19 protein-coding genes, 1 tRNA gene and 1 pseudogene are annotated in these 22,087 nt (G+C 72.3%); 4 read left to right on the plus strand and 17 right to left on the minus strand.

All coding sequences use genetic code 11. The features are described from left to right. Positions 1-4: 4 nt before the first annotated feature. Entirely contained in the window at positions 5-2,017 is a 2,013-nt protein-coding gene (locus B277_RS00570) for an NADPH-dependent 2,4-dienoyl-CoA reductase (RefSeq protein WP_007923952.1), read from the minus strand. 133 nt (positions 2,018-2,150) lie between these two features. Here B277_RS00570 and B277_RS00575 point away from each other — a divergent pair, with 133 nt between their 5' ends. Beyond that, on the plus strand, positions 2,151-3,146 hold the full coding sequence (locus B277_RS00575) for an SGNH/GDSL hydrolase family protein (protein ID WP_007923961.1): 996 nt from the start codon (positions 2,151-2,153) through the stop codon (positions 3,144-3,146). A 105-nt stretch (positions 3,147-3,251) separates the two neighbouring features. Here the strand turns inward: B277_RS00575 and B277_RS00580 are convergent, their stop codons facing one another. The 15 genes and pseudogenes from B277_RS00580 to mfd all read right to left on the minus strand — a co-directional run bounded on the left by B277_RS00580 (position 3,252) and on the right by mfd (position 17,776). After that, positions 3,252-3,509, minus strand: a complete 258-nt coding sequence (locus B277_RS00580) for a hypothetical protein (protein WP_007923963.1) — start codon at positions 3,507-3,509, stop codon at positions 3,252-3,254. Continuing rightward, a complete protein-coding gene (locus B277_RS00585) occupies positions 3,506-4,456 on the minus strand; it encodes a Bax inhibitor-1/YccA family protein (RefSeq protein WP_007923964.1) in 951 nt (316 codons plus the stop codon). The genes B277_RS00580 and B277_RS00585 overlap by 4 nt, the downstream gene beginning before the upstream one ends. 100 nt (positions 4,457-4,556) lie before the next feature. After that, a complete protein-coding gene (locus B277_RS00590) occupies positions 4,557-5,738 on the minus strand; it encodes a cystathionine gamma-synthase (RefSeq protein ID WP_007923966.1) in 1,182 nt (393 codons plus the stop codon). Between the two features lie 2 nt (positions 5,739-5,740). Beyond that, positions 5,741-7,123: a cystathionine beta-synthase gene (locus B277_RS00595; RefSeq protein ID WP_007923968.1), complete on the minus strand. Its 1,383-nt coding sequence runs from the start codon at positions 7,121-7,123 to the stop codon at positions 5,741-5,743. Between the two features lie 50 nt (positions 7,124-7,173). Beyond that, positions 7,174-7,935 carry a siderophore-interacting protein gene (locus B277_RS00600; protein ID WP_007923970.1) on the minus strand — a complete coding sequence of 254 codons (762 nt, stop codon included), beginning with the start codon at positions 7,933-7,935 and terminating at the stop codon, positions 7,174-7,176. 72 nt (positions 7,936-8,007) lie between these two features. Then, positions 8,008-8,082: transfer RNA gene (locus B277_RS00605), tRNA-Leu, on the minus strand. A gap of 14 nt (positions 8,083-8,096) precedes the next feature. Continuing rightward, on the minus strand, positions 8,097-9,086 hold the full coding sequence (locus B277_RS00610) for a Ppx/GppA phosphatase family protein (protein WP_007923976.1): 990 nt from the start codon (positions 9,084-9,086) through the stop codon (positions 8,097-8,099). Then, positions 9,083-9,619, minus strand: coding sequence for a DUF501 domain-containing protein (locus tag B277_RS00615; RefSeq protein WP_007923977.1), 537 nt, complete (start codon positions 9,617-9,619; stop codon positions 9,083-9,085). The genes B277_RS00610 and B277_RS00615 overlap by 4 nt, the downstream gene beginning before the upstream one ends. Continuing rightward, positions 9,616-9,999 (minus strand): FtsB family cell division protein, encoded by a 384-nt coding sequence (locus B277_RS00620; RefSeq protein ID WP_040880441.1) that lies wholly within the window; start codon positions 9,997-9,999, stop codon positions 9,616-9,618. Before B277_RS00620 ends, B277_RS00615 begins: the two co-directional genes overlap by 4 nt. A gap of 168 nt (positions 10,000-10,167) precedes the next feature. Continuing rightward, positions 10,168-11,447, minus strand: a pseudogene (eno, locus tag B277_RS00625) (phosphopyruvate hydratase). Between the two features lie 110 nt (positions 11,448-11,557). Then, the gene (locus tag B277_RS17200) at positions 11,558-12,451 is read right to left on the minus strand and encodes a GNAT family N-acetyltransferase (RefSeq protein WP_007923979.1); all 894 of its coding nucleotides are present in this window, start codon (positions 12,449-12,451) and stop codon (positions 11,558-11,560) included. Then, positions 12,400-12,672, minus strand: coding sequence for a VOC family protein (locus tag B277_RS17745; RefSeq protein WP_007923980.1), 273 nt, complete (start codon positions 12,670-12,672; stop codon positions 12,400-12,402). Before B277_RS17745 ends, B277_RS17200 begins: the two co-directional genes overlap by 52 nt. A 116-nt stretch (positions 12,673-12,788) precedes the next feature. Then, complete coding sequence (locus tag B277_RS00640; RefSeq protein WP_337590126.1) at positions 12,789-13,592, minus strand: MazG nucleotide pyrophosphohydrolase domain-containing protein; 804 nt, start codon at positions 13,590-13,592, stop codon at positions 12,789-12,791. Beyond that, positions 13,544-13,825 carry a hypothetical protein gene (locus B277_RS17750; protein ID WP_007923982.1) on the minus strand — a complete coding sequence of 94 codons (282 nt, stop codon included), beginning with the start codon at positions 13,823-13,825 and terminating at the stop codon, positions 13,544-13,546. Before B277_RS17750 ends, B277_RS00640 begins: the two co-directional genes overlap by 49 nt. 312 nt (positions 13,826-14,137) lie before the next feature. Continuing rightward, complete coding sequence (gene mfd, locus B277_RS00645; RefSeq protein ID WP_007923984.1) at positions 14,138-17,776, minus strand: transcription-repair coupling factor; 3,639 nt, start codon at positions 17,774-17,776, stop codon at positions 14,138-14,140. 96 nt (positions 17,777-17,872) lie between these two features. Between mfd and B277_RS00650 the strand changes: the two genes are divergently transcribed. Together B277_RS00650 and B277_RS00655 are read left to right on the plus strand one after the other, a co-directional pair. Continuing rightward, positions 17,873-19,975 carry a TPM domain-containing protein gene (locus B277_RS00650; RefSeq protein WP_007923986.1) on the plus strand — a complete coding sequence of 701 codons (2,103 nt, stop codon included), beginning with the start codon at positions 17,873-17,875 and terminating at the stop codon, positions 19,973-19,975. 85 nt (positions 19,976-20,060) lie between these two features. Continuing rightward, positions 20,061-20,777: a PspA/IM30 family protein gene (locus B277_RS00655; RefSeq protein WP_007923990.1), complete on the plus strand. Its 717-nt coding sequence runs from the start codon at positions 20,061-20,063 to the stop codon at positions 20,775-20,777. 83 nt (positions 20,778-20,860) lie between these two features. On the opposite strand, the gene pth is transcribed toward B277_RS00655, so the two are convergent. Further along, complete coding sequence (gene pth, locus B277_RS00660) at positions 20,861-21,442, minus strand: aminoacyl-tRNA hydrolase (protein WP_007923991.1); 582 nt, start codon at positions 21,440-21,442, stop codon at positions 20,861-20,863. A gap of 104 nt (positions 21,443-21,546) precedes the next feature. Here pth and B277_RS00665 point away from each other — a divergent pair, with 104 nt between their 5' ends. Next, positions 21,547-22,029 carry a hypothetical protein gene (locus B277_RS00665; RefSeq protein WP_007923992.1) on the plus strand — a complete coding sequence of 161 codons (483 nt, stop codon included), beginning with the start codon at positions 21,547-21,549 and terminating at the stop codon, positions 22,027-22,029. Positions 22,030-22,087 lie beyond the last annotated feature (58 nt).

Here is a 22,087-nt window from a genome sequence, read left to right on the forward strand (position 1 = left end):
CCCCTCACAGGCTCGCGGCCAGCTCCGTGCCCTGCCGGATCGCCCGCTTGGCGTCGAGCTCGGCGGCGACGTCGGCGCCACCGATGACGTGGACGGTCACTCCCTTCGCCTGCAGCGGCTCGACGAGGTCACGCACGGACTCCTGCCCGGTGCAGACGACGACGTTGTCGACCGCGAGGGTGCGCGGCTTGCCGTCGACCGTGATGTGCAGGCCCTCGTCGTCGATGCGCTCGTAGGCGGCGCCAATGATCTGGTGGACCCCCTTCGCCTTGATCGCCGCGCGGTGGACCCAGCCGGAGGTCTTGCCCAGCCCGGCACCGATCTTGGTCTCCTTGCGCTGCACGAGGTAGACGGTGCGGGGTGAGGGCGCTGGGTGGGCGTCCTTGAGGCCACCACGCTCCGGCGAGAAGGGGTCGACGCCCCACTCGTCCTGCCACTCCTTGAGGTCGAGCGTCGGCGAGGCGCCCGTGGTGAGCAGCTCGGTGACGTCGACGCCGATGCCTCCGGCGCCGATGACCGCCACCCGCTCACCGATCTCCCGCGTGCCGAGCACGGCCTCCGGGTAGGTGACGACCATCGGGTGGTCGATCCCCGTGATCTCGGGGACGCGAGGCGTCACCCCGGTCGCGAGGACGACCTCGTCGAATCCGGTGAGGTCATCGACGCCGACTCGACGGCCGAGGTGCAGGGCCACCGCTCGACGCTCGAGCTCGCCGCGGTAGTAGCGGATCGTCTCGGCGAACTCCTCCTTGCCCGGGATGCGCATGGCGAGCGCGAACTGGCCACCGATGTCGTCGCCGGCCTCGAAGAGCTCGACGGCGTGGCCCCGCTCTGCGGCCGACACCGCGGCCGCCAGGCCCGCCGGCCCGCCACCGACCACGGCGACCCGCTTGCGGCGCGTCGTCGGCGAGAGCACGAGCTGCGTCTCGTGGGCCGCCCGCGGGTTGACGAGGCAGGAGGCGACCTTGCGCTGGAAGGTGTGGTCGAGGCAGGCCTGGTTGCAGGCGATGCAGGTGTTGATCGTCTCGGCTCGGCCCGACTCCGCCTTCGTCGCCCACTGCGGGTCGGCGAGCCAGGGCCGCGCCATCTGGACGAGGTCGGCCTGACCGGCGGCGAGCGCCTGCTCGGCCTGATCGGGCATGTTGATCCGGTTGCTCGTGACGACCGGCAGGTCGACGTGCGGCCGCAGCCGCTCGGCGACTTCGGTGAAGGCCATGCGCGGCACCGAGGTGACGATCGTCGGCACCCGGGCCTCGTGCCACCCGATGCCGGTCGAGAGGATCGTCGTGCCGGCCGCCTCGATCTCCTGGCCGAGGGCGACGATCTCCTCCCAGGTCTGCCCGCCCTCGACGAGGTCGAGCACGGAGAGGCGGTAGACGATGATGAAGTCGTCGCCGACGGCCGCCCGCACCGCCCGGACGATCTCGGTCGCGATCCGACGCCGGTTGGCCGGCGTGCCACCCCACCCGTCCTCGCGCGCGTTGGTGCGCGGCGCGAGGAACTGGTTGATGAAGTAGCCCTCGGAGCCCATGATCTCGACGCCGTCGTAGCCCGCGGAGCGGGCCAGCTCGGCGGCCCGGGCGAAGCCCCGGATCTGCCGACGGACGCCCTTTTCGCTCAGGGCGCGCGCGCCGAAGGGGGTGATGGGCGACTTCGTCGCCGACGCCGAGACCGAGAAGGGGTGGTAGGCGTAGCGGCCGGCGTGGAGGATCTGCAGCGCGATCTTGCCGCCCTCGCGGTGCACCGCGTCGGTGACCTGCTCGTGGTGGCGCGCCTCCCGCCGCGTGGTCAGCTTCGAGGCGAAGGGGTAGAAGCTGCCCTCGATGTTGGGCGCGAAGCCCCCAGTGACGATGAGGCCGGCACCTCCCTTCGCCCGCTCGGCGTAGAAGGCGGCCAGCCGCTCGAAGTTGCTGGCGCGGTCCTCCAGACCGGTGTGCATCGACCCCATGATCGTGCGGTTGCGCAGGCTGGTGAACCCCAGGTCGAGGGGCTCGAAGAGGTGCGGGTACTCGGTCATCGTCGTCCTCGCTCGTGCATCGGCAGTCGGCTGCGACGCTACCCAACGCCACGACGCCCGGCGCACCGCTCGTTGGCATTGTCACGCAGGGATGACAAGGTTGGGCGCACATGGGACCGATCGGAGGACTGGCATGGCTGAGCTGGGACGTGTGGCAGCCCGTGCGGCGCTGGGTGCCGTCGGGACCGCGGCCGCGAGCGCGACTCTCGCCGGTCTGGGCTACGGCCTCATCCAGGCTGAGGCCAAGATCACCCGCAAGATCGTCGGCAACCCCTTCGACGGCGCACCCGACGACGACGGGGTCTACGGGGCCGCGCCCGGCGAGCCGGTCCAGCTGCTCGTCCTCGGCGACTCCACCGCTGCCGGGATGGGCGCGGACACCCGCTACCAGACGATCGGCGCGATCCTCGCGACCGGCCTCGCCGCGATCATGGGGCGCCCGGTCGAGCTGACCAACGAGGCGGTCGTCGGCGCCGAGTCCTCCGACCTCAGCTCGCAGCTGTCCAAGGCCCTGGCCCGGGTCGACCAGCCCGACGTCGCGGTGATCCTCATCGGAGCCAACGACGTCACGCACCGCATCGACCGCTCGGTCTCCGTGCAGCACCTGCAGCGGACCGTGCGCTACCTGCGCACCCTCGACGTGCCCGTCGTCGTCGGCACCTGCCCCGACCTCGGGACGGTGGAGCCGGTGCCCTTCCCCCTCAACAAGCTGCTGCGCCAGTGGAGCCGCGAGCTGGCCGCCGCCCAGACCGTCGCCGCCGTCGAGGCCGGTGCCCGCACCGTCTCGATGGGCGACCTGCTCGGCCCGGAGTTCGCCGCGAGCCCGGCCGTGATGTTCAGCCAAGACCGCTTCCACCCCTCGGCCGCCGGGTACGCGCGGGTCGCCTCGGCCCTGCTCCCTTCGGTCGCAGCCGAGGTGGACGCCTGGCCCGAGGGTGCCACCCACGACTCCGAGCCCGAGGCGAGCCTCGGCGAAGGCATCGGCGCGCTCGACGACGCCGCCGAGCGCGCGGCCTCGACGCCGGGCACGGAGGTCGGGCCGGCCGAGCTGCGCGGTCGCCGCACCGGCCCCCGCGGCCCGTGGGCGATGCTCCGACGACGCGGCGAGCACGAGGTCACCGACCTCTGACCGTCTTTCCCTAGGGAAATACGGCCCCACCTGCGCATTTCCCTAGGGAAATACGACCCCACCTGCGCATTTGCCTAGGGAAATACGGCTTCCGTGCGGTACAGGTCAGGCCCACCCCAGGCGAAGGGAGGCCAGCTGCTCCGCGAGGTGCGGAGGTCCCCCTTCGACCCGGCAGGCATCGAAGACGACCACTCTCAGCTGGTCCATGACCACGGCCGGGCCGAGGTCCGGCAGCGGCTCCCCCGCGAGCTGGGCCATGAGCTCGTGCACGCCGACAACGCGCTCGGCCGCGCGGTCCAGCGGCAGCTGCTGCCACCTGCGGACCGCGCGGCCGAGCTCGGTCGCGACGTCGTCGGGGATCAATCCGAGCGGAGCCGGGCCAGCAGGCGCAGCAGCTCGAGGTAGAGCCAGACGACGGTGATGACCAGGCCGAGCGCCAGGGTCCAGCCGTAGTTGACCGGAGCCTGGGTGCGGATCGCGAGCGAGATGTTGTCGAAGTCGATCGCGAGGTTGACGGCGGCCAGGCCGGTGGCGAAGAGCGAGATGCCGATGCCGAGGAGCCCGGAGCCGCCGATGCCGAAGGGCGCCCCGCCGAAGAAGAGCGCGTAGCCGAGGTTGATGAGCGCGAAGACGAAGTAGCCGAGCGTCATCATGCCGACGATGGCGCGGAACTTCTGCGTCACCTTGATGATGCCGGTCGAGTACAGCAGGAGCATCGCGCCGAAGACGCACAGCGTCGCGAGGACGGCCTGGACGACGATCGACTCGAAGATCGGGGTGCCCGGCGGGTCGAAGGCTGCGCCGTAGCTCTGGCTGATCGCGCCGACGAAGAGCCCCTCGAAGGCGGCGTAGACGACGGCCAGCACGACGCCCACCGGCTTGCGCCGGAAGGCGAGGAAGATCCCCATGCCGAGCGTGGCGACCAGGCCGACCAGCAGCGCGAGCCCGCCGAGGGCGGGGCTGATGGCGCTGGCGGTCCAGGCGCCCGCGGCGACGACGAGCAGCACTCCGAAGAGGGCGCCCGTGCGCATGAGGACGTCGTCCAGGGTCAGCGATCGACCGCCGCCCCCGTCCCCGCCGAAGCCGCCGACCGGACCGGGCTGGCCGAAGCCGGGCTGCGGCTGGCCATAGCCCTGCTGGCCATAGCCCTGCTGGCCGTAGCCCTGCGGGTGGCCGGGCTGCTGGTATCCCTGCGGGGCCTGGCCGTAGCCGGTCTGGTAGCCCTGCTGCGGGGCCGCGCTCGAGTCCCGGAAGCCCGCGTATCCGCTCTGGGCGTCCTTCTCGACCCGGCCGAGGATCGGGTTGCTCATGTCTTGCTCCTCAAGAGGGGCGCGGCCATCTTGCCGCTGACTGTCACCAGACTAAGCGGTCGGCAGGCCGCGGATGTTCCCGCTGTCCACATGTGCGAGGTCAGCCGATGCCGTCGAGCGCCTGCTCGAGGTCGGCGAGGAGGTCGGCGACGTCCTCGATGCCGACGGACAGGCGCACCAGGTCGTCGGGCACCTCGAGCATGGACCCCGCGGTGGACGCGTGCGTCATCGCCCCCGGGTGCTCGATGAGCGACTCGATGCCACCGAGCGACTCGGCGAGGGTGAAGATCTCGGTCCGCGCGCACAGCTGCTGCGCGGCCTCGCGCCCACCGGCCATGCGCACCGAGATCATCCCGCCGAAGCGGGACATCTGCCGGGCCGCCACCTCGTGGCCGGGGTGTTCGGGCAGCCCCGGGTAGAGGATCGAGGTGATCTCCGAGCGGGTCGAGAGCAGGTCGACGACCGCCTCGGCGTTGTCGCAGTGCCGGTCCATGCGCACCCCGAGCGTCTTGATGCCGCGCATCGTCAGGTAGGCGTCGAAGGGACCGGGCACCCCACCGGAGCCGTTTTGCAGGAAGGCGACGTCGGCGTCGATTTGCTCGTCGTCGGTGACGAGCAGGCCCCCGACGACGTCGCTGTGGCCGCCGAGGTACTTGGTGCTCGAGTGGAGCACCACGTCGGCGCCCCGCGTGAGCGGCTGCTGCAGGTAGGGGCTGGCGAAGGTGTTGTCGACGACGAGCCGCGCGCCACCGGCGTGGGCGGCCTCGGCGACGGCCTCGATGTCGCCGATGTTGAGCAGCGGGTTGGTCGGCGTCTCGAGCCACACGAGCTTGGTCGCCGGCCGCATCGCCGCGCGGATCGCGTCGACGTCACCGACGGGCGCGGGCGTGTGCTCGATGCCCCACTGGGAGAAGACCTTGTCGATGAGCCGGAAGGTGCCGCCGTAGGCGTCGTCGGGGATGACGAGGTGGTCCCCCGGACGAAGGGAGGCCCGCAGGATCGCGTCGGTCGCCGCCATGCCGGAGGCGAAGGCACGACCGAAGGTGCCCGACTCGATGGACGCGGCATTGGCCTCGAGAGCCTGCCGGGTCGGGTTGCCGGTGCGGGCGTACTCGAAGCCGCCGCGCATGCCGCCGACGCCGTCCTGGGCAAAGGTCGAGCTGGCGTAGATCGGGACGTTGACCGCCCCCGTCAGCGGGTCGGGCTCGTAGCCCGCGTGGATCGCCCGGGTGGCGAACCCCTGGGTCGCGTGCGCGTCGGCCGCGCTCTTGCGCTCGGACATCGTCAGCCCTTCGCTCGGTGGGACAGGTGGCCCAGCAGGTCCTGCCGGGTGATGACGCCGGCGGGCTTGCCGCCCTCGACGACGAGCAGGGCATCGGCCTGCTCGAGCGCCTCGGTGGCCGCCGAGACGGGCTCGGCGGCACCGATCTGCGGCAGCTTGGCGCCCATGTGCGCGCTCACCGGATCGGCGAGCGAGGCGTGCCCCTCGAAGACTGCGGTGAGCAGCTCACGCTCGGTGACCGCACCGGCGACCTCGCCGATGACGACCGGCGGCTCGGCACCGACGACGGGCATCTGCGAGACGCCGTACTCCCGCAGGATGTCGATGGCCTCGCGGATCGTCTCGTTGGGGTGGGTGTGCACGAGCTCGGGCAGCTCGCCACCCTTGCCGCGGAGCACGTCGCCGACAGTGGCATCGCTCCCTTCGTCACCGGGGAGGAAGCCGTAGCTGGCCATCCAGTCGTCGTCGAAGATCTTGGCCAGGTAGCCGCGACCGCCGTCGGGCAGCAGGACGACGATCTTGGCGTCGGGGCCCTCACGCTCGGCGACGCGCAGCGCCGCGACGACGGCCATGCCGCTGGAGCCGCCGACGAGCAGGCCCTCCTCGCGGGCCAGGCGCCGGGTCATCGCGAAGGCCTCGGCGTCGTCGACCGCGATGACCTCGTCGGGCACCTCGGGGTCGTAGGCCCCCGGCCACATGTCCTCGCCGACGCCCTCGACGAGGTAGGGGCGCCCGGTGCCGCCGGAGTAGACCGAGCCCTCGGGGTCGGCGCCGATGATCTTGACCCGGCCCTCGCTGACCTCCTTGAGGTAGCGGCCGGTGCCGGTGATCGTGCCGCCGGTGCCGATGCCCGCGACGAGGTGGGTGACCTCACCGCCGGTCTGCTCCCAGATCTCCGGGCCGGTGCTCTCGTAGTGGGCCTGCGGACCGTTGAGGTTGAAGAACTGGTTGGGCTTCCACGCCCCGTCGATCTCCTCGGTCAGCCGGTCGCTCACCGAGTAATAGCTGTCCGGGTGGTCCGGCGCGACGGAGGTCGGGACGATCTGGACCTCGGCGCCGTAGGCCCGTAGCACGTCGATCTTGTCCTTGCCCACCTTGTCGGGGCAGACGAAGATGCATCGGTAGCCGCGCTCCTGGGCGACGAGCGCCAGGCCGACGCCGGTGTTGCCGGAGGTGGGCTCGACGATGGTGCCGCCGGGCCGCAGCTCGCCGGAGGCCTCGGCCGCGTCGATGAGCTTGCGGGCGATGCGGTCCTTGATGCTGCCGCCGGGGTTGAGGTACTCGACCTTGGCGGCGACGAGGGCGCCCTCGGCCGGTGCGACGGAGGAGAGCCTGACCAGCGGGGTGTTGCCGATCAGGTCGGTGATGTGGTCTGCGATCTGCATGTCCGCATCGTGGCACGGATCACCCGAGGCCGACACCGCGCCCCCGGGCACTAGTCGATCTGCCCGATCGGGGTGCGCTTCTCGGCCTGGAAGGCGTCCTCGGTGCGCCCCCGCGCCCAGTAGCCCGAGATCGAGATCGCCTCGCGCGGCACCCCGCGCGCCTTGAGCACCCGGCGGACCGCCTTGATCGACTCGCGCTCCCCGTGGGCGAAGACCTGCACGGCCTCGCGCCAGTCGACCGCGTCGACGGCCCGGGCAAGGAAGGCCGCGTCGGCGCCCGGGTTGGTCAGCCACCGCACCTCGACCCCCTCGGGAGAGCGAAGGGGGATGACGTCGCCCTCGCTCTCGACCTCCAGCAGGGCCACCCCCTGCGCCTGCGCGGGCATGGCCTCGAGGGCGGCGGCGATGGCCGGCAGGGCCGACAGGTCGCCGGCGAGCAGATGCCAGGCGGCCTGCGGGTCGGAGGCGTAGCCGCTGCCCGGGCCGGTGGCGACGATGCGGTCTCCTCCCTTCGCCTGCTGGGCCCAGGGGCCGGCGTAGCCGACGTCGCCGTGCGTCACGAAGTCGATCGTCAGCCGGCGGGCGGCCCGATCGATCGATCGCACCGTGTAGGTGCGGGTGAGCGGGGCACCCTCGGCGTCGGTGAACTGCAGCTTGACGTAGGCGTCAGTGTGATCGGCTGCGCCGAAGTCGGCGAGGGAGTCGCCGGTGAGGACGACCCGCACGAGATGGGGACCGACCTGCTCGGTCGAGACGACCGTCAGCTCGTGCTGGGGGCGGGGCGGACGGACGGGTCGATCGGGAGAAGCCATGAGATAAGGCTAACCTCACCCTCCGGCGGGATGGCCACCTCCCCTCGGCCCGACGGGCCGGCACCGCTCACGTACCCCCGGCGGGACTCGAACCCGCACCGATCGCCATTTTAAGTGGCGCGCCTCTGCCAGTTGGGCCACGGGGGCCAGACGCCCGGATGCTACGCGCTCGCCGCCTCGTCGTCGGCGACGACCGGACGCACGACGGACCGGGCGATGCCGTCGAGGATGTCGCGCTCGGAGACGGTGACGACGAGGTCCGGGCCGTTGGCGCCGCGGGCCCGCTCGAGGATCTCCCACCAGATGAGCGCGCCCGCCCCGATGACGTCGACCCGGCCGGGGTGCATGAAGGGCTGGGCGGCGCGCTCGGCGCGCGTGCTGAGGATGAGTCGCTCGCAGGCGACCATCATGTCGTCGATGGGGATGCGGGCGAGGTGGATCGCTGCGGGGTCGTAGGAGGTCAGCTCCAGCGCCAGCGCCGCGACGGTCGTCACGGACCCGGCGAGCCCGACGACGGTGGCCACTCCCCCGAGGCCGACCTCGGCCTCGGCCACGTCGAGCGCCTCGGCGATGTCGAAGCGGGCGGCGTCGACGACCTCCTGCGTCGGCGGGTCGGTGCGGTGGTGGCGCTCGGTGAGTCGGACGGAGCCGATGTCGAGTGAGGTGCCGGCGACGACCTCGTGGATGCCCCGCACGATCTCCGTCGATCCGCCGCCGATGTCGGCGACGAGGTAGGGCCCCTCGAAGCCGGCCTCCGCGAGACCGGCGGTCGCCCCGTCGAAGCTGAGGGCGGCTTCCTCCGCGCCGGCGATGACCTCGGGGGTGACGTCCAGGTCACCGAAGGCGGCCCGGACACCGGCAACGAACTCGTCGGCATTGCTCGCATCGCGCGAGGCGGAGGTGGCGACGAAGCGGATGTTGCCTGCGGTCACCCCGTGCTCCCGGCAGACCGCGGCGTAGTCGTCGCACATCGCCAGGGTCCGCGCGAGCGCCTCGGGCGCGAGCCGGCCGGTCGTGTCGACACCCTGCCCCAGGCGCACGACCTCCGAGCGGCGCAGGACGTCGACGAGCACGCCGGGCGCGGCTTCGTCGACCTCGGCGACGAGCAGACGGATCGAGTTGGTCCCACAGTCGATGGCGGCGACTCTCATCGCTCGCTCCCTTCGTCCGTGCCGACACACGGGCTGGTGTGCCACCACTCCGGCAGCAGGTCGAGCGCCTCGTCCCCGAGGGGGTTGACCCCGGGGCCGGCGGCGAGTGAGTGCGCGACGAGCACGTGCAGGCACTTGACGCGGGTCGGCATGCCGCCGGCCGAGATGCCGTCGATCTCGGGGACGTCACCGAGCTCCGCGCGCCGGGCGAGGTAGTCCTCGTGGGCCGCCCGGTAGCGCGCAGCGAGGTCCTCGTCCTCGAGCAGCCGCTGCGACATCTCCGCCATGAGCCCGCTCGACTCGAGCGTCGAGATCGGGCCGGTGAGACGCGGGCACGTCGCGTAGTAGCTCGTCGGGAAGGGGGTGCCGCCGGGCAGCCGCGGGGCGGTCCGCAGCACCGTCGGGCCCCCGCACGGGCAGCGGTGGGCGACGTCGACCGTCGCGCGGGCCGGCCGCCCGAGTTGCTGGTGGACGGTCTCGAGGTCCTTCGGGTCGACCCGGTCCAGGTCGTTGCCCCGTTCGTCGGCCCTCATCGCGGCGAGTTGGGGTCGTCAGCCGCAGCGACGGACGAGCTGATCTGTTCGTACCACGGCTGGGTGGAGGGGGCCTTGACCGCACCCGTCTCCGGGTCGACCTCCGGCGCGTCCGCGGACGGGTCGATGACCGTGTAGGTCCGCTCCCCCGGCTTGACGAACTTCAGCCGCTTGCGGGCCTGGGCCTCGACGTACTCGTCGGTCTGCCACAGGTCACGCTGCCGCTGCAGGTCCTCGACATTGGCCTCCTGGGCGGTGACCTGCTGGTCGAGGGCCTCGAGGCGCTGGCGCTGGTCGTACCAGGACTTGCCGGTCGGCAGCAGCATGACTGCGAGCAGGAGCAGCAGCGAGCCGAGGACCACCCAGCGCCGGGTCGTCATCGCCGCCCGGCGCTTCTGGGCCTCGCGCGCCGCTGCACCGGTGCGAGGACGGGGCGTCCGCGCACCGGTCGTGCGCCCGGCTGGCCGGGTCGTGCCGGGTCGCCGCGTCGCCCCCCGACGCACCAGGGCGTGCGGGGCGACGGCGCGGCGTACCGACCATGACCGACCTCAGCCCTTGAAGCGCGGGAAGGCGCCCGCGCCGGCGTAGACCGCGGCGTCGTCGAGCTCCTCCTCGATGCGCAGGAGCTGGTTGTACTTGGCGACGCGCTCGGAGCGGGCCGGTGCGCCGGTCTTGATCTGGCCGCAGTTGGTCGCCACGGCGAGGTCGGCGATGGTGACGTCCTCGGTCTCGCCGGAGCGGTGGCTCATCATCGACGTGTAGCCGCTGCGGGTGGCCAGGGCGACGGCGTCCATCGTCTCGGTGAGCGAGCCGATCTGGTTCACCTTGACCAGCAGCGCGTTGGCCGCGCCGTCCTGGATGCCCCGGGCGAGGCGCTCCGGATTGGTGACGAAGAGGTCGTCACCGACGAGCTGGACCTTGTCACCCAGCTGCGTCGTGAGCTCCTGCCAGCCAGCCCAGTCGTCCTCGTCGAGCGGGTCCTCGATGGACACGAGGGGGTAGCGTCGACGAGCTCGCCGTAGTAGGCGGCCATGTCCGCGGCGGTCTTCTGCTGGCCCTCGAAGGTGTAGGTGCCGTTGTCGCAGAACTCGCTGGCCGCGACGTCGAGCGCGAGCGCGATCTGCGTGCCGGGCTCGTAGCCCGCCTTGCGGATGGCGTCGAGGATGAGGTCGAGCGCCTCGCGGTTGCTGTCGAGGTTGGGCGCGAAGCCGCCCTCGTCACCGAGGCCGGTCGACAGGCCCTTGTCCTTGAGCACCGACTTGAGCGAGTGGTAGACCTCCGTGCCCCAGCGCAGCGCCTCGCGGAAGGAGGGCGCGCCGATCGGAGCGATCATGAACTCCTGGATGTCGACGTTGGAGTCCGCATGGGAGCCACCGTTGAGGATGTTCATCATCGGCACGGGCAGGACGTGCGCGTTGGGGCCGCCGACGTAGCGGAAGAGCGGCAGGCCGGCCGACTCGGCCGCGGCCTTGGCGACGGCGAGCGAGACGCCGAGGATCGCGTTGGCACCGATCGAGCCCTTGTTTTCGGTGCCGTCGATGGCGAGCATCTCGCCGTCGACGAGGCGCTGCTCGCTGGCGTCGAAGCCGACGAGGCGCGGGGTCAGGTCGTCCTCGATCGCGCGGACGGCGTCCTCGACACCCTTGCCCAGGTAGCGGTTCTTGTCGCCGTCTCGGCGCTCGACGGCCTCGAAGGCGCCGGTCGACGCACCGCTCGGCACCGCGGCGCGGGCGATGGTGCCGTCGTCGAGGGCGACTTCGACCTCGACGGTCGGGTTGCCGCGGGAGTCGAGGATCTCGCGGGCGCCAATTGCTTCGATGCTGGCCACTACCGGCTCCTTGGTGGTGCTCGATACACGGGGAAGGTCGCCACGAGCGTAACGGCTCGGCCACGGGGCTTCGTGCTGCGACCCGCCCCTCGGGCGCGGGCGAAGGGAGGTCACCCCGCCACGAGCAAGTCGGCCAGTCGTCGTTGCTGGACGCCGTCGACGAAGTTGGCCGGCTCCAGCCACGTGTCGTGCGCGGCCCGCACCCGCGGCCAGTCGTCGACGGTCATGGCGAACCACGCGGTGTCGCGGGACCTCCCCTTCGTCACGACGTGCCGGCGGAAGGTGCCCTCGTGGGCGAAGCCGAGCCGCCCGGCAGCCCGGCGGGAGGGGGCGTTGAGGCTGTCGCACTTCCACTCCAGGCGCCGGTAGCCGAGGTCGAAGACGTGCCGCGCGAGCAGCGACATCGCCTCGGTCGCGGCGGTCGTGCGCCGCAGCCGCGGGCCGAACACGACGTTGCCGATCTCGACGACGCCGTGGGCCCGGTCGATGCGCATGAGGCTCACGAGACCGCAGGCGATCCCGTCACCGTCGCGGACGAGCACCTCGACGGTGTCGCCGGCGAGCCGGCCGGCGACGTAGGCGTCGACGTCGAGGGGCCGCTCCACGGGCAGGTAGGTCCACAGGGCGTCGTGGTCCGGGCTGGCGACCTCGGGCGCCAGCTCGACGGCGTGGGCGGGCGCGAGCGGTTCGACGGTGCACCAGCGACCGACGGTCGCCGGTAGGTCGGGTCGAGGCGGCGGGGTCCAGCCGTCGACCGCGGGACCGATCAGCTGGTCGAAGGGAGTGAGCCGCTCTTCGTCGCGGGACGCGGGCGGCAGCACAGTCTGCCCGATGGGCCCGGGGTTGACCGCGATCTCCCAGCGAAACCCGTCGGGGTCGGCGAAATAGCCCGTGTACCCACCCCAGTCACGCTGCTGGGCCGTCGAGATCTCCGGCGAGCCCGCGCTGCGCGCTAGGGCGAGGATCTCGTCGACCTCCTCGGGTCGGGCGACGTTGTGCGCCAAGGTGATCGGCGCCAGGCCTCCCCACGACGAAGGGGGCCGACCTCCCCTTCGAACTCGGCGGCGTCCCACAGCGAGAGGATCAGCCGCTCCCCCGCGCGGATCATGAGGACCTCGTCCGGCACGTCGAGCTCCGCCCGCCAGCCGAGGCCGTCGAGGTAGAAGCGGCGGCTCGCCGCGAGGTCGCCGACGGCGAGGGTGACGAGGCTGATCCGCTGGTCCATGCCCCCGACCCTAGGGACCCGCCCCGGACCTGCGCATTTCCCTAGGGAAATGTGGGGTTGGTGGTGATTTCCCTAGGGAGATGTGGGGTTGGGTGGTGATTTCCCTAGGGAATGCGTCAGTCCTGTGCCTTCTCCTGCGCCTTGATCGCCTGCCACTGCGCCTCGATCTCCTCGAGGGTCTCGGCCGTGGCGTCGCCGAAGACGTGGGGGTTGCGCCGCACGAGCTTGTCCACGAGGGCCGCGGCGGCGTCGTCGACGGTGAAGGACGCCGACGGGTGGTCGGCGGCGACCCGGGCGTGGAAGAGCACCTGGAAGAGCAGGTCGCCGAGCTCGTCGACGAGCTCTCCGCGCAGCCGCACGTCGTCGGGGTCGGCGACGACCGCCTCAAGCGCCTCGGTCACCTCGTGCGCCTCCTCCAGGACGAAGGGGACCAGGCTCGCGTGGTCCTGCGCCGCCACCCAGGCGCACCCGCCCGGCGAGCGCAGCCGGTCCATGACGGCGACGGCGTCGAGCAGGCGCCCGCCCTCGACGTCCCAGGACCCGACGAGCACCTCGACCTCGGGCGCGTCGTCGAGCCGGGAGACCTCGGCGGCGAGGGCGTCGCTCAGGCCCGGGTCCCCGTCCGGCGAGCCGACCCAGACGACCACACCTCCCGTCGTCGCGTCGACGAGCGCGCGGGCCCGCTCGTCGGGCGAGCTGGCCTCGATGCGCTCGACCGTGACGCCGTCGTCGACGAGCGCGACCGGCAGGGCATCATCGGGGTCGGCCACCAGCACACGGTCGGCGGACTCGAGGGCCCGCCACGCGTCGCGGCTGAGGAGCCCGGGCGAGACCCGTGGGCTCGTCGCGAGCAGGACGACCCGCCCGGCGGTCAGGGCGTCTCCAGCGGGGTCTGCTGCTCGACGGGGGCCTTGATCCAGTCGGGCGTCTCGTCGCGGGCGGCGGCATAGCGCGGGCTGACGGAGACCCGCTGGCTCTCGATGTGCTCGACCAGCTCGGTGCGCTCGGTCTCGTCGAGCTGCGCGCTCACGGCATTGGCGCGCAAGAAGTCGATGGTCACGTCGGAGGCACTCGGCAGGACCTGCTCGAGGCTCTTGCGGACCGAGCCCGCCGAGGGGACGCTCTTGCCCTGCTCCTGCGCGTAGTCGAGCACCCCCGGGCGTCTGCACGAGCAGCGTGACGACGCCGTCGGTGTCGAGCTGCTGCGGCTGCTGGCCCGAGCTGGCGGCCTGCGCCTCGAGGAAGGTCCGCAGCTCACGAGTCGTGCGCTGCACGTCACCGACGGTGATCTCCTGACCATCGACGGTGGCGGCGACGGCACTGCTGCCCTCGGCCGGCGGACCGCCGTCGTCGCTCCCCCCCGCACGCGGTGAGCACCAGGGTCGCGCCGGCCGCGAGGGCGGCGAGCCGGGCAGGCCGACGGATGGGGAGTCGAGCGGGCACGGGTGGTCCTTTCGTCCGATCCTCAGCGCGAGCGCGAGGTGTCTCGGGGCGCCGTCGCCCCGCTGTCCACAATGACATCATCGAGCATGACCTGACGGATGAGGTCGGTGGCCCAGGAGAGCACCGCCGTGTCGCGAAGGGGGGAGCCCCCGATGCGTGCCGTCGTGGGCTTCGGGACGAGCACCGTCTGGGTGCCCTCCTTGTAGCTCGACTTCGGGTAGAGGCGGGCCAGACGCAGCTGCTGGCTCTCGCGCAGCTGCACCGGCGCGAAGCGCACGTTGTTGCCCACCGCGACGACATCGGTGAGGCCGGCGGACCGCACGACGATGCGCAGCCGCGCGACCTCGACGAGGTTGCGCACCGGCTCCGGCGGCTCGCCGTAGCGGTCGGTGAGCTCCTCCACGATCTCGGCGAGGTCGGCCTCGGTGTCGGCGGACGCCAGCTTTTTGTAGGCCTCGAGGCGCAGCCGTTCCCCCGGGACGTACTCGTGCGGCAGGTGCGCGTCGACGGGCAGCTCGATCTTCACCTCGGCGGGGGCGGACTCCCCTTCGCCCTTGAAGTCGGCGACCGCCTCGCCGACCATCCGGACGTAGAGGTCGAAGCCGACGCCGGCGATGTGGCCGGACTGCTCGCCACCGAGCAGGTTGCCGGCGCCGCGGATCTCGAGATCCTTCATCGCGACCTGCATGCCGGCACCGAGGTCGGTGTTGCTCGCGATCGTCTGCAGCCGGTCGTGCGCCGTCTCGGTCAGAGGCTTGTCCGGCGGGTAGAGGAAGTAGGCATAGGCCCGCTCCCGACCTCGACCGACGCGCCCGCGCAGCTGGTGCAGCTGGCTCAGGCCGAAGCGGTCGGCCCGGTCGAGGATCAGCGTGTTGGCATTGGAGATGTCCAGGCCGGTCTCGACGATCGTCGTGCACACGAGGACGTCGAAGCGTCGCTCCCAGAAGTCGAGGACGACCTGCTCGAGCCGGTGCTCGCCCATCTTGCCGTGGGCGGTCTCGACCCGGGCGTCGGGGACGAGCTCGCGGATGCGGGCCGCTGCCTTTTCGATCGTCCCGACGTTGTTGTGGACGTAGAAGACCTGCCCCTCGCGCATGAGCTCGCGGTGGATCGCGGCCGCCACCTGCTTTTCCTCGTACCCGCCGACGAAGGTGAGCACCGGGTGCCGCTCCTCGGGCGGAGTGGCGAGCGTCGACATCTCCCGGATGCCGGTCACCGCCATCTCGAGGGTCCGCGGGATCGGGGTGGCCGACATCGCGAGCACGTCGACGTTGGTGCGCAGGGCCTTCAGCTGCTCCTTGTGCTCGACGCCGAAGCGCTGCTCCTCGTCGATGATGACCAGGCCGAGATCCTTGAACTTCACCTCGTTGCCGAGGATGCGGTGGGTGCCGATGACGAGGTCGACGGCACCGCTGGCCATCCCCTCGAGCACCTCCTTGGCCTGCTTGTCGGTCTGGAAGCGGCTGAGCGCCTTGACCGTCACGGGGAAGCCGGCGTACCGCTCGGAAAAGGTGTTGAGGTGCTGCTGGACGAGCAGCGTCGTCGGCACGAGCACCGCGACCTGCTTGCCGTCCTGGATCGCCTTGAAGGCGGCCCGGACGGCAATCTCGGTCTTGCCATAGCCGACGTCACCGCAGATGAGACGGTCCATCGGGACCGTCTTTTCCATGTCCGCCTTGACCTCGTCGATGGTGCTCAGCTGGTCGGGCGTCTCGATGTGCGCGAAGGCGTCCTCGAGCTCGCGCTGCCACGGCGTGTCCGGCCCGAAGGCGTGACCGGGGGTCGCCATGCGCGCGCTGTAGAGACGGATGAGCTCGCCGGCGATCTGCTTGACGTGCCGCTTGGCCCGCGACTTCGTCTTCTGCCAGTCACTGCCGCCCATCTTGTTGAGCTGGGGCGCTTCACCGCCGACGTAGCGGGTCACCTGGTCGAGCTGGTCGGTCGGCACGAAGAGCCGGTCGCCCGGGTGGCCGCGCCGCGACGGCGCGTACTCGATGACGAGGTACTCGCGGGTGGCGCCCTGCACGGTGCGCTGGATCATCTCGACGAAGGAGCCGACGCCGTGCTGCTCGTGGACGACGTGGTCGCCGGGCCGCAGCTGGAGGGGGTCGACCTGCTTGCGTCGCCGCGAGGGCATGCGGCGCATGTCGCGGGTCGTCGCGCCGGCACCGCTCGAGCCGAGCAGGTCGGCCTCGGTGAGCACGGCGAGCCGCTGCTCGGGTGCGACGAAGCCGGTGCCGAGGCTGGCCCGCACGAGCGTGACCACGCCGTCGGAGAGCTCGACCGGCTCGCCGGCAGCCGTGGTGCGGGTGGCGATCCCGGCCTCGCCGAGCACCTGCGCAACGCGGGTGACCAGTCCGGCACCGTCGGTGGCGACGAGGATCCGCCAGCCGGCGCCGGCCCACTCGGCCAGCTGGGCGACGGCCTGCTCGGTGTTGCCGCGGAAGCGCGGCGGCTCCTCGGCTGGCACCCGCAGGCCGACGTGGTCGTGGTCGACCCTGTCGTCGAGGTCGGCGGCGATGGCGTCGAGCTCGTCGTCGACGGCGAAGGGGGTGACCGTCCACCACGGCAGGCCGAGGTCGAGGGCGTGCTCACGGGCCTGCGCGAGGGTCCAGTGGGAGGCGGTGCCGAGGACCCCTTCGAGGTCGATGGGCACGGCATTGCCCGCGGCAGCGTTGGCCCAGCTCGCCTCGAGGAACTCGGCGCTCGTCGAGACGAGGTCGTGGGCACGTGCCCGCACCCGCTCGGGGTCGAGCAGGACCACGCCTGCTCCCTCGGGCAGCACGTCGAGGATCGACTCCATCCCGTCGACGAGCACCGGGCCGAGCGACTCCATGCCCTCGACGGCGATGCCCTCGGCGACCTTGAGCAGCATGTCGGCGACGCCGGGAAGCTCCTGCGCGAGCGAGGCGGCACGGCGTCGGACGTCGTCGGTGAGCAGGATCTCGCGGCACGGGGGCGCCCACAGCTCCTCCGCGGTCTCGAGGCTGCGCTGGTCGGCGACCTTGAACCACCGGATCTCGTCGACGGTGTCGCCGAAGAACTCGACGCGCACCGGGTGCTCCTCGGTGGGCGGGAAGACGTCGAGGATGCCGCCGCGCACCGCGAACTCCCCCCGTCGCTCGACGAGGTCGGTGCGCACGTAGGCCGCAGCCGCGAGCGCAGCGGTCACCTCGGCCAGAGCCCGCTCGTCGCCGACGCGCAGGCGCACCGGCTCGAGGTCGGCCAGCCCCCGGGCGATCGGCTGGAGCACGGCCCGCACGGAGGCGACGACGTAGCCGGGGCGGTCGTGCCCCTCCCCCGTCGGGTCGGGGTGGCGCAGCCGGCGCAGCACGGCCAGACGCCGGCCGACCGTGTCGCTGCGCGGGCTGAGCCGCTCGTGCGGCAGCGTCTCCCAGCTCGGGAAGGTGACGACGGCCTCCGGGCCGACGAGCTCCCCGAGCGCGGCCGCGACGTCGTCGGCTTCGCGAGCCGTCGAGGTGACGACGAGTCGCGGGGCGTCGTGCGCCGACTCGCCGCCGATGCAGGCGACGGTCGGCGCGCGCAGCCCGGTGGGCGCGACGACGTCGACCTGATCGCTCGCGGAGCGGTGTCGGGGGATGTCCGCGAGGCCGGGAAGGGCGGCGATCGCGCTGAGGAGGGGGGCGAGGGAGGCACTCATGCTGCTCAGGATTCTGCCGCACTCGTCTGCAATACTCAGCAGGCACCGACGCCGGTGGACCGACGGGCGTCTCGCACCAGGGGGTTTGGCCAGCGCATGAGCGACCGCGGACGACGTCTCGGTGGTGCGGTGTGCGCCCTCGCCGGCACGACCATCCTCCTGCTCGGCAGCGCCCCCGCCGTCGCGGCGACGAGTCCGGCCACGGCGCCGGTGACCGTCTCCGCCGTGCCGGCGGACGCCCCCTTCGCCCTCCGGGACCGGATCACCGACCGGGCCGACGTCCTCGACGAGGCCGCCCTCCAGAGCGACCTGGAGACGCTCGAGGAGGAGCACGACATCCAGCTGTGGGTCGTCTTCGTCGACAGCTTCGACGGCCGCAGCGGTGACCAGTGGGTCCAGGACACCTACGAGGAGTCCGGCTTCGGCGGCAACGACGTGCTGCTCGCCGTCGCCGTCGAGGACCGCGCCTACGGCATGTGGGCCACCGAGGGCTACGGCGTCACCGAGTACGGCATCAGCCGCACCCAGTCCCGCTACGTCGAGCCCGAGCTCGGCGACGACGACTGGGACGGCGCCGTCACGGCCGCGGCCGAGGGGCTCGGCGAGATCGGCGACACCGAGGCGTACACCGGCGGGTCGAGCTCCGGCGGGTACGACAGCGGCGGCGGGATCTTCGGCGGCTTCAACCTCTTCAGCTGGTTTCCCATCCTCTTCGTCCTCATGGCCGTCGGCCCGGTCGCCATGCGGGTCGTCCGCAACCTCCGGGGCCTGAAGGACCGGCAGCAGCCGGCGCCCCCGCCGATCGACCAGCCGGCTGGTGTCATGTCCTCGGTGCCGATCGACCAGCTCCGGCGCGACGTCGCGACCGCCCTCGTCGACCTCGACAACGCAATCCGCTCCTCCGGCGAGGAGCTCGCCTTCGCGCAGGCACAGTTCGGCGAGCAGGCCACGCAGCAGTTCACCTCCGCCCTCGAGTCCGCCCGCTCGCGCTCGGCCGAGGCCTTCCGCATCCAGCAGGAGCTCGACATCGCCCGCGGCGCCGGCCGCCTCGTCGAGGCCGAGGAGCGGGCCCGGCTCGCGCAGATCCTCGACCTGACCCGGGCCGCCGATGACGAGCTCGACGCCCAGGAGGCGGAGTTCACCCAGCTGCGCGACCTCGAGGCCTCCGTCCCGCAGTTCCTCGCCTCCCTGCGCACCCGCACCACCGAGGTCGAGCAGCGCCTGCCGGTCGCCCGCCAGGAGCTCGACGGGCTCGGCGCGACGCACGCGCGCAGCTCCCTGGCGACCTTGGCGGGCAACCTCGAGCAGGCCCCGCGCCTCGTCGAGGCGGCCCGCGGTTTCGTCACCTCCGGCGAGCAGCACCTGCAGGCCGACGACCGCCCCTCCGCAGTCGCCGCGGCCCGCGCCGCCGAGGACGCCCTCGGCCAGGCCGATGCCCTCGTCGACGCTGTGCTCTCGGCCCGCTCCGTCCTCGCCGACGCGACGAGCGCCCTCGACACGGCCCTCGCGTCGATCTCCTCGGACCTGCTCGACGTCAAGCGGCTGCAGGCCAACGACCAGATGACGATCTCCGCGGCCAGCGAGGCCCAGCGGGCTGTCGAGCTCGGCACCGCAGCCCGTGCCGGTGCCGGCGGTGACGTCATTGCCGCGCTCGGTGCCCTCGAGCGCGCCGAGCACTACCTCGACTCGGCGCTGGAGCGCTACCGCAAGGACGCCGACCGCACGGCAGCCCGCACCGAGAAGTTCAACCGGCGCTACGAGCACGTGCGCGCGCGGATCAACACCGTCCAGCGGCAGATCGACTCGATGCGCGGGATCCTCGACGCCCCGCCCCGCGCGCAGATCGCCGAGGCCTCGCGCCAGCTCGCCGCAGCGCACAGCGAGCGGGAGCGCAACCTCGACCTCGCCTCCGAGCACCTCACCGACGCCGAGGTCCTCGTCGAGCGCGTCGTCGCCACCCTGAGCAGCCGCTCCGACGACTACCAGGGCTTCGGGGGCGGCATCGCCGGCGGCATGTCGGGCACGAGCTCGGGCGACCTCGCCACGGCCATCCTCGGCGGCATCTTCGGCGGTGCCGTGAGCGGCCGCGGCGGTGGCTGGGGCGGCTCGTCCGGCGGCTTCGGCGGCAGCAGCCGCAGCCGCAGTCACAGCCGGCCCAGCGTCGGAGGCCGCGGCATCGGCGGAGGTGGTCGCTTCTGACCGGCCGGCCGCACCAGCTCGACCAGCACTCCCTTCGACCACCACGCACCACGACCGGCGGTCCCACCGCCAGGAGGAACGCACGATGACCCAGAAGCAGACCATCCTCGGCCGCGTCAGCCAGCTCGCCAAGGCCAACATCAACGCCCTCCTCGACCGCGCCGAGGACCCCGAGAAGATGCTCGACCAACTCGTCCGGGACTACACCAACTCCATCGCCGAGGCGGAGGAGGCCGTTGCGCAGACGATCGCCCACGTGCGCATGGCCGAGGGCGACCTCAAGGCCGACCAGGAGGCCGCGACCGAGTGGGGCAACAAGGCGGCCGCCGCGGCCAAGAAGGCCGATGAGCTGACCGCCGCCGGCGACACCGCGGGCGCCGACAAGTTCACCAACCTCGCCCGCGTGGCGCTCCAGCGCCAGATCCAGCACGAGGGCGAGGCCAAGGAGGCCGAGCCGACGATCGCCGCGCAGAACGCGCAGGTCGAGCAGCTCAAGTCCGGGCTCGTGACGATGAAGACCAAGCTCGAGGACCTCAAGGCGCGCCGCTCGGCCCTCGTCGCCCGCGCGCGCTCCGCGGAGGCGCAGTCGCGCGTCCAGGAGGCCATCGGGTCGATGGACGTCATGGACCCGACGAGCGAGCTGGGCCGCTTCGAGGAGCGGATCCGTCAGCAGGAGGCCCTCGTCACGGGCCGCGCCGAGGCTCAGGCGGCGACGCTCGAGGACCAGTTCGCCGAGCTCGAGGACCACAGCCAGGACGCGGAGATCGAGGCGCGCCTGGCCGCGCTGCGGCAGCAGGGCTGACCACGTGAAGATCCCCGCTGCGCAGCGAGTCACGCTCGCGCGCGGCGGGGATCCGCCGACCGGCTCCGGTCAGGTGGGCCGGCTCACGGACGCGGCGCGTGGACGACCTGCTGGGCGTCGGTCAGGCCCTTGTCGATGAGCAGCTCGACCGCGTCCGCGGCGTCGTCGACGAGGAAGGGCAGCTCCTTGCGCTCCGTCGCCGAGAAGTCCTTGAGCACGTAGGCAGCGGCGTCCATCCGCCCCGGCGGGCGACCGATGCCCACGCGCACGCGCAGGTAGTCCTTCGTCCCGAAGGAGCTGGTGATCGAGCGCAGGCCGTTGTGCCCCCCTTCGCCACCGCCGAGCTTGAGCCGCACCTCGCCGAAGGGGATGTCGAGCTCGTCGTGCACGACGATCGTGCGCTCCGGGGGGACGGAGAAGAAGCTCGCCAGGCCCTTGGTCGGGCCACCGGAGAGGTTCATGTACGAGCTCGGGATGCCGATGATCGCCCGGGTCGAGCCCAGCCGCACCGACTCGGCCGCCGCGCCCGCCTTGTGCGTGCGCAGACGGGCCCCGGCCCGCTCTGCGAGGTGGTCGATGACCATCGCGCCGACGTTGTGCCGGTTGCCGGCGTACTGGGGTCCGGGGTTGCCGAGACCGACGACGAGCCAGGTGTCATCACTCACGAGGCCACACCCTATGCAATGACCAAGGGGCCCCGTCGCCTCGTCGTCCACAGACAGCCACCGCCCGTCCTGCGAGATCCCGGCTCCCCCACCATGATCGGACCATGGCTCCCGACATGCAGCACGCCACCGACCCGCTGACCCCGGACGAGATCGACGGTGAGACCCGGCGCCTCCGCCTGCGTCTGGCCACTGCCCGCCGGCGCGTCGAGCACACCGCCCCGGCCGACGACGCAGAGACCGAGCACATCGCCCGGTGCGCGAGCGACCTCGACCACGCGGACTCCCAGCTCGACCTCGTCGAGGCCACCGTGGCGACCGACCCGTCAGCGGCGACCGGGGCACTGCTGTCCGCGATGGGGACGATCGACCGCGTCATCGAGCACCTGCCGACATCGCCCACGGACCACCAGCTGCTCGCGCAGCGCCAACCGCACTCGCCCGAGATCCGCCTCGGGGCGCTGGTCACCGAGAGCCGGCCGGGCGAGAGCCGCGCGGAGGCGGTGCTCTACGCGCTCTTCCGCGGGGTCGGGTGGGTGCTCGGCGGCGTCCTGTCACGCGGCATCGGTGGCGGCGGACGCTACTAGCCGCAGGACCCCAGCACGCCGAAGGGCGGTGCCCCCGTGGGGAGGCACCGCCCTTCGG

The sequence above is a fragment of the Janibacter hoylei PVAS-1 genome, from assembly GCF_000297495.1.
Lineage (GTDB): Bacteria > Actinomycetota > Actinomycetes > Actinomycetales > Dermatophilaceae > Janibacter > Janibacter hoylei.